At 66.0% G+C, this 6,564-nt stretch carries 3 protein-coding genes; 1 reads left to right on the top strand and 2 read right to left on the bottom strand.

Going from position 1 to position 6,564, the window contains the following annotated elements; translation table 11 throughout:
* The first annotated feature begins 166 nt into the window (after positions 1-166).
* Positions 167-2,473 carry a phosphoenolpyruvate carboxylase gene (locus C8D95_RS19090; RefSeq protein WP_109760798.1) on the top strand — a complete coding sequence of 769 codons (2,307 nt, stop codon included), beginning with the start codon at positions 167-169 and terminating at the stop codon, positions 2,471-2,473.
* Here the strand turns inward: C8D95_RS19090 and C8D95_RS19085 are convergent.
* Together C8D95_RS19085 and fdhF are read right to left on the bottom strand one after the other, a co-directional pair.
* Positions 2,470-3,519, bottom strand: coding sequence for a ketopantoate reductase family protein (locus C8D95_RS19085; RefSeq protein ID WP_206508320.1), 1,050 nt, complete (start codon positions 3,517-3,519; stop codon positions 2,470-2,472). The genes C8D95_RS19090 and C8D95_RS19085 overlap by 4 nt on opposite strands.
* A gap of 254 nt (positions 3,520-3,773) precedes the next feature.
* Positions 3,774-6,563, bottom strand: coding sequence for a formate dehydrogenase subunit alpha (fdhF, locus tag C8D95_RS19080; RefSeq protein WP_109760797.1), 2,790 nt, complete (start codon positions 6,561-6,563; stop codon positions 3,774-3,776).
* Position 6,564: the final 1 nt, after the last annotated feature.

The raw sequence follows: 6,564 nt of genomic DNA, 5'->3' as shown, positions 1-6,564 counted from the left end.
GGACAAGATCGAAGCCATGCGCTCCGCCGGCATCACCGTCGCCGAAAGCCCCGCCGGACTGGGCGAGGCCATGCTGGAAGCCATCGGGTGAGGCTTACCTTTCTCAAAAGTTACCGCTAACAACGAAGGGCCCCCGACGGGGCCCTTTTCCTTTGGAGGACGACACATGGCCGACACCGGAAAGACCGCGACCGACGACGGCATCCGCTTCCTGGGCCGCGTCCTCGGCGACGTCCTGCGCGTGCAGGAGGGCGGACAGGCCTTCGACATGGTCGAGGACATCCGCAAGGGATCGATCCGGTTCCACGACAGCGCCTCCGCCGACGACCTCGGACGCGTGCGCGAGATCATCTCCGCCCTGCCCGTCGAGCGCATGATCCAGGCGCTCCGGGCCTTCACCTATTACCTGCACCTTCTGAACATCACCGAGGACGAGGCGCTGCTCCACGCCGAGGAAAAGACCGAGGCGCCGTCACTGGACGCGATCCTGTCCCGCGCCATCGAGGCGTCGGGATCGGAGGCCGCCCTCGCCGACTTCTTCCGGACCGCCCTCGTCAGCCCCGTGATGACCGCTCACCCGACCGAGATCCGGCGGCAGGCCACCATGCGCGCCGAATTCGCCATCGCCCGCGCGCTGCACGAACTGTCACGCAGCCCCGCAATCGCGGCCCTGTCCGACGCATCGCCCGACACCTCGCCGCATCGGCAGGACGAACCCTATCGCAGGGTGCTGATCGCGCTCTACGCCCGCCTCGCCGCGACCCTGCGCGAGCTGGTGCCGAACGCGGGCGTCCCCCGCAAGACCGCAGCCGCCCTCCCCTATGCCGCGCCGTCGGACTTCCTGGCCGACCTCGACCTGATCGACGCCTCGCTCCGAGCGAACCAGGCCGAGGCGACGGCGAAGGGCCGGCTTCTGCGACTGCGCCGCAAGGTGCGCTCCTTCGGCTTCCACCTCGCCACCGTCGATCTGCGCCAGAATTCGGCCGTCCACCTCCGGACCGTGGCCGAGCTTCTGGAAGCGGCAGGCCGACCGGGCTACGCCGACCTCGACGAGATGTCGCGCGTGGCCATCCTGCGCGAGGAACTGGGGTCCCGCCGCCACCTGATGCGGCCGTTCCACGCCTATACGGACGAGACCCGCAGCGAGCTTGCGGTCCTCACCGAGGCGCGCCGCACCCGCGACACCTTCGGGCCGCGCGCCATCACCTGCGCCATCATCTCGAACTGCACCTCCGCCTCGGATCTGCTGGAGCTGATGGTGCTGCTGAAGGAAACCGGCCTCGCCGCCTCGGACGCCGACAAGGGCCTGCGTGTGGTGCCGCTTTTCGAGACCATCGAGGATCTCCGCAACGGCGCTTCGGTGATGAAGTCGCTGCTCGAGATGCCCGAGTACCTGCGCACGCTCAAATGGCAGGAGAACGTGCAGGAGGTGATGCTAGGCTATTCCGACTCGAACAAGGACGGCGGCTTCGTCACCTCGAACTGGGAACTCTACAAGGCCGAGCGGGAGCTGGTGGCGCTGTTCCGGAAGCACGGCGTGCGGCTGAGGCTGTTCCACGGTCGCGGCGGATCGGTCGGCCGCGGCGGCGGGTCGGTGCGCGAGGCGATCCTGGCCCAGCCTGCGGGCGCCGTGGATGGTCAGGTGCGCCTGACGGAACAGGGCGAGGTCATCTCCTCCCACTATACGCAGCGCGACATCGGTCACGCACACCTCGAAACCGTCGTTGCGGCTGCGGTGGAGGCGTCCTTCTTCGCCCGCACCTCGGAACGATCCTCGGCGGGCGAACGGATCATGGAAACCCTCAGCCAGACCGCCTTCGAGACATACCGGGACCTCGTCTACGGCACGGAAGGGTTCGAGGATTTCTTCTGGTCCTGCACCATCATCAACGAGATCGCATCGCTGAACATCGGTTCGCGCCCAGCCTCGCGGGCCAAGACGCGCGAGATCACCGCGCTGCGCGCGATCCCCTGGGTCTTCTCCTGGGCCCAATGCCGGATCATGCTGCCGGGCTGGTACGGCTTCGGCACCGCCGTGTCGGAGTGGCTGACGGACGCGGGTCCCAAAGGCACCGAAACGCTGCGCGGTCTCTACGCCGACTGGCCCTTCTTCCGAATGCTGATCTCGAAGATCGAGTTCATCTCGGAACGCGCCGACCTCTCCATCGCCGCCTCTTACGTCGATCTCGTCGAGGACCGCGCTCTGGCCGAGAGCATCTTCGGACGCATCCGCGCGGAATGGGCCCTGGCCATCGAGGCTCTGGAGACCATCACCGGCCACCCCGTGGGCGAAGCCGGATCGACCGAGCGGGCGGCCGCCTTGAGGAGACGCAGCCCCTACCTCGACCCCCTCAATCACATGCAGGTCGAGATGCTGCGCCGGGTTCGGGCAGGTCAGGACGACGAGAAGTCGATGCGCGGTCTGCTCTTGTCGATCAATGGCGTCGCATCGGGGCTGAGGAATACCGGCTAGGTCTTCGCCTTCGCCCGGTTCTCCTGAAGCCGGGCATCCACGACTTTCACCGTCTGGTCCACCGTGTCGGACTGCATCCCCTGCGCGCGGCCAAGCGTCTGCACCAGCCGGTCCACCCTCTCGATGGCGGGCGCGCCCGCATCGATGGCGCGCGCCGCCGAAGACGGCTTCAGAAGCGACCTCGCCGCGTTGGCATACTTCTCGAAGGGCACCGCGTCCTCATTCCCCGCCCCCAACTTGCGAACCAGCGCGTCGACCCACTCATAGACCTCGCGCGAGGCGTCGATGTCCGAATGCACAGCCTCCCGGATCGGCCGGATGCCATCGGCCTCTATGCAGCGGTAGTTGCCTGTCAGCAGCATCGACCACTTGGCGAAGGGCACGAAGGGGCTGTCGTGGACGCGCAGCTTCACCGGCACGTCCTTGCCGTCGAGCGTCACCGCCGCGATGTCGGCTTCAAGCGTCTTGAGGATGGCGGTATGCGCCGGATCGTCGAAGGCGGCGGCCTTGAAGTTGGTCGGCAGCCCGACGTGGAGGAAGTTCAGCCCCTCTTCCGGCGGGCGGAAGGCCTGCGGATCGGGCGAGCAGAGCGTCATCAGCGACGGCTCGATTGCATCCCAGACCGAGGCGTCGGCGAAGCAGTCCGTCAGGCTGTCGCCATCGATGACAGGGATCCGGCGGAGGTAGGAGAGCGGCGGCATGTTCATGATCGACATGCAGGGAACGCGGGCCTCGCCGATCCGCTTCAAGAGATCGCGGATTTCGGGCGCGCTGTACTGCGGTTCCTGCATCGCCATCGCGACGAGGTCATAGGCGGCGGGATCCGCATCCCCCGGCGTCACCGCGTCCAGAGTGCCGGGAAAGTCGCCCGACCTGAGAAGTCGCGGTTCGTCCTCGCCCCGCAACGTCATGCGCACCGTCGTGCCGGTGGCGTTGATGAGTTCCGCCTCGGCGGGCATGCAGACGAGCGTCACATCGTGCCCGGCCATCAGAAGCTTCGTCGACAGGAGCGAACCGTAGGACGCCCCGAGGATCAGTATACGCATGTATGCCTCCCTGTTTCGGCCTGTCCTAGCGCGGTCCATGCACAGGCGATAGCCCCAACTGCCCGCCGCGCTGCAGCGCATGCCTCGAGCCGTTCATTCAGGCCCGGAAAAGGCAATTGTCACTAAGTCAGCAACGATAGGGCAAATTCCTGCCTTATTGTTCGCCGATGAAGAGGCGTACAACGTTTCTTCCCCCGTGCGAGCGAAAAGGGCCGGCCATGAGAGCCGGCCCTTTTCACATCTGTCGCCCGAGGTTACTCGGCCGCGACGGCGTCTTTCGCCTTCTCGACCCGAACCGCCGAGAACTTGAACTCGGGGATCTTGCCGAAGGGATCGAGAGCGGGGTTCGTCAGAATGTTCGCAGCCGCCTCGACATAGGCGAAGGGCAGGAAGACCTGACCCTCGCCGATTGCGCGGTCCGACCTCGCCATGACCGAAACCGTCCCGCGCCGCGTGGTGAGTTGAACGTAGTCGCCCGCCTCGACGCCAAGCGCACGCAAGGTCCGCGGATGCATCGAACAATTGGCCTCCGGCTCCATCGCATCCAGCACCTTCGAGCGCCGCGTCATCGAGCCCGTGTGCCAGTGCTCGAGCTGGCGGCCGGTGATGAGGACCATCGGGTATTCGGCGTCCGGCAGCTCGTCCGGCTGGATGACGCTGGCCGGGGTGAATTTCGCCCGACCGTCGGCACGAGGGAAGCCGTCGCCGAAGACGATCGCCTGACCCGGGTCCTCGGGCGAAAGCGACGGATAGGTCACCGCCGATCTTTCGAGACGCTCCCAGGTGATGTTGTCGAGCGACTTCATGTTGATCTTCATCTCGGCAAAGACCTGGCGCGGATGCGTATAGTCCCAGTCGAGGCCCAGCCGCTTGGCCAGTTCGACCTCGATCCACCAGTCTTCCTTCGCCTCGCCCGGCGGCGGCATCACCGGACGGCCCATCTGGACCTGCCGGTTTGTGTTGGTGACGGTCCCGGTCTTCTCGTACCAGGCCGAGGACGGCAGGATCACGTCTGCATAATTCGCCGTCTCGGTCAGGAAGATGTCCTGGACGACGAGGTGCTCGAGCTTCGCCAGAGCATCGCGGGCGTGGCTTGCGTCGGGGTCGGACATCGCCGGGTTCTCGCCCAGGATATACATGCCCCGAATGTCGCCGGCATGGATCGCGTCCATGATCTCGACCACGGTCAGACCCTTCTCGGACGAGAAGTCGCTGGACTTCCAGACATCGGTGAAGGCCGAGCGCACGCCGTCGTCCGTCACCGGCTGATAGTCCGGCAGGAACATCGGAATGAGGCCCGCATCCGACGCGCCCTGGACGTTGTTCTGGCCACGGAGCGGATGGAGGCCCGTGCCCGGACGCCCGACCTGCCCCGTCATCAGCGCGAGGCTGATGAGGCAGCGCGAGTTGTCGGTGCCGTGGATGTGCTGCGAGATGCCCATGCCCCAGAAGATCATCCCCGCCTTGGCGCCCGCGAAGGTGCGGGCCACGTCGCGAAGGACTTCGGCGTCGATGCCGCAGATCGCGGACATCTTCTCGGGCGAGAAGCCCTTCAGATGCTCCTTCATCGCCTCCCAGTTCTCGGTGTAGCCCTGGATGTACTGCTCGTCGTAGAGCCCTTCCTCGACGATGACGTGCATTATCGCGTTCAGCATCGAGACATCGGCGCCCGGCTTGAACTGGAGCATGTGCGAGGCATAGCGCTTCAGCCCGTTGGCGCGCGGATCCATCACGATCAGCTTGCCGCCGCGCTTGGCGAACTGCTTGAAGTAGGTCGCCGCGACCGGGTGGTTCTCGGTCGGGTTGCAGCCGATGGCGATGGCCACGTCCGCATTCTCGATCTCGTTGAAGGTCGCCGTCACCGCTGCGCTGCCGACGTTCTCCATCAATGCCGCCACAGACGAGGCGTGGCAGAGACGGGTGCAGTGGTCGACGTTGTTGTGGCCGAACCCCTGCCGGATCAGCTTCTGGAAGAGATAGGCCTCTTCGTTCGAACACTTTGCCGAACCGAAGCCCGCCACCCGGCGTCCGGTATCCTCACGCAGCTTCGCAAGGCCGTTCGCCGCGGCGTCCAGCGCCTCGTCCCAGGTCGCCTCGCGGAAGTGGGTCAGGATGTTCGCCGGATCGACGTTCAGCCCCTTCTCGGGCGCGTCCTCGCGCCGGATCAGGGGTTTCTTCAGGCGATGCGGGTGCTGGATATAGTCGAAGCCGAAGCGGCCCTTGACGCACAGCCGGTTCTCGTTCGCCGGGCCATCGATACCCTCGACGTACTTGATCTTGCCGTCCTTGACCTTGAAAGAGATCTGGCAGCCGACGCCACAATAGGGGCAGACGGAATCCACCTCGCTGTCGAAGTCGGCACTGTCGCCAACCTGGGCATCGTCCACCACGGTCGCGGGCATCAGTGCGCCCGTCGGACAGGCCTGGACGCATTCACCGCAGGCGACGCAGGTCGAGGCGCCCATGGGGTCGTCCTGGTCGAAGACGATCTTCGAATCGTGCCCGCGATAGGCCATGCCGATCACGTCGTTGACCTGCACGTCGCGACAGGCGCGGACGCAGAGATTGCACTGGATGCAGGCGTCGAGGTTGACGCGCATGGCGACGTGGCTGGCGTCGAGAAGCGGGACGCGGACCTCTTCCATCGGGGGGAAGCGGCTTTCGGTGACACCGTTCAGGTCCGCCATGTCCCAGAAGTGCGAGGACTTGTCATGCGCGACGTCGCGCTTGGGCTGGTCGGCGACCAGAAGCTCGGTGACGAGTTTGCGCGCCTTCTCAGCGCGTTCCGTGGCGGACTTCACCACCATGCCGTCGGCGGCGGGCCGGATGCACGAGGCGACGAGGACACGCTCGCCCTCGACCTCGACCATGCAGGCGCGGCAGTTGCCGTCGGGGCGATAGCCCGGTGCCGGCTTGTGGCAGAGGTGGGGGATCCGAAGACCCTGCCCGAAGGCGGCCTCCCATATGGTAGTGCCCTCGGGAACGGTGACCTCGCGCCCGTCGAGCGTGAAGGTGACCTGTTGGATTTGTGTTCCATCCGGCATG

Origin of the sequence: Silicimonas algicola, from assembly GCF_003148765.1 — a bacterium.
Classification (GTDB): domain Bacteria; phylum Pseudomonadota; class Alphaproteobacteria; order Rhodobacterales; family Rhodobacteraceae; genus Silicimonas; species Silicimonas algicola.
The sequence above is the reverse complement of the archived record's forward strand: the minus strand, read 5'-3'. Positions and strand labels throughout refer to the sequence as shown.

Bases quoted from the DNA above. Each gene is read 5' to 3' on its own strand.
- C8D95_RS19090 (WP_109760798.1), top strand. From the start codon at position 167: ATGGCCGACACCGGAAAGACCGCGACCGACGACGGCATCCGCTTCCTG.
- C8D95_RS19085 (WP_206508320.1), bottom strand. From the start codon at position 3,519: ATGCGTATACTGATCCTCGGGGCGTCCTACGGTTCGCTCCTGTCGACG.
- fdhF (WP_109760797.1), bottom strand. From the start codon at position 6,563: ATGCCGGATGGAACACAAATCCAACAGGTCACCTTCACGCTCGACGGG.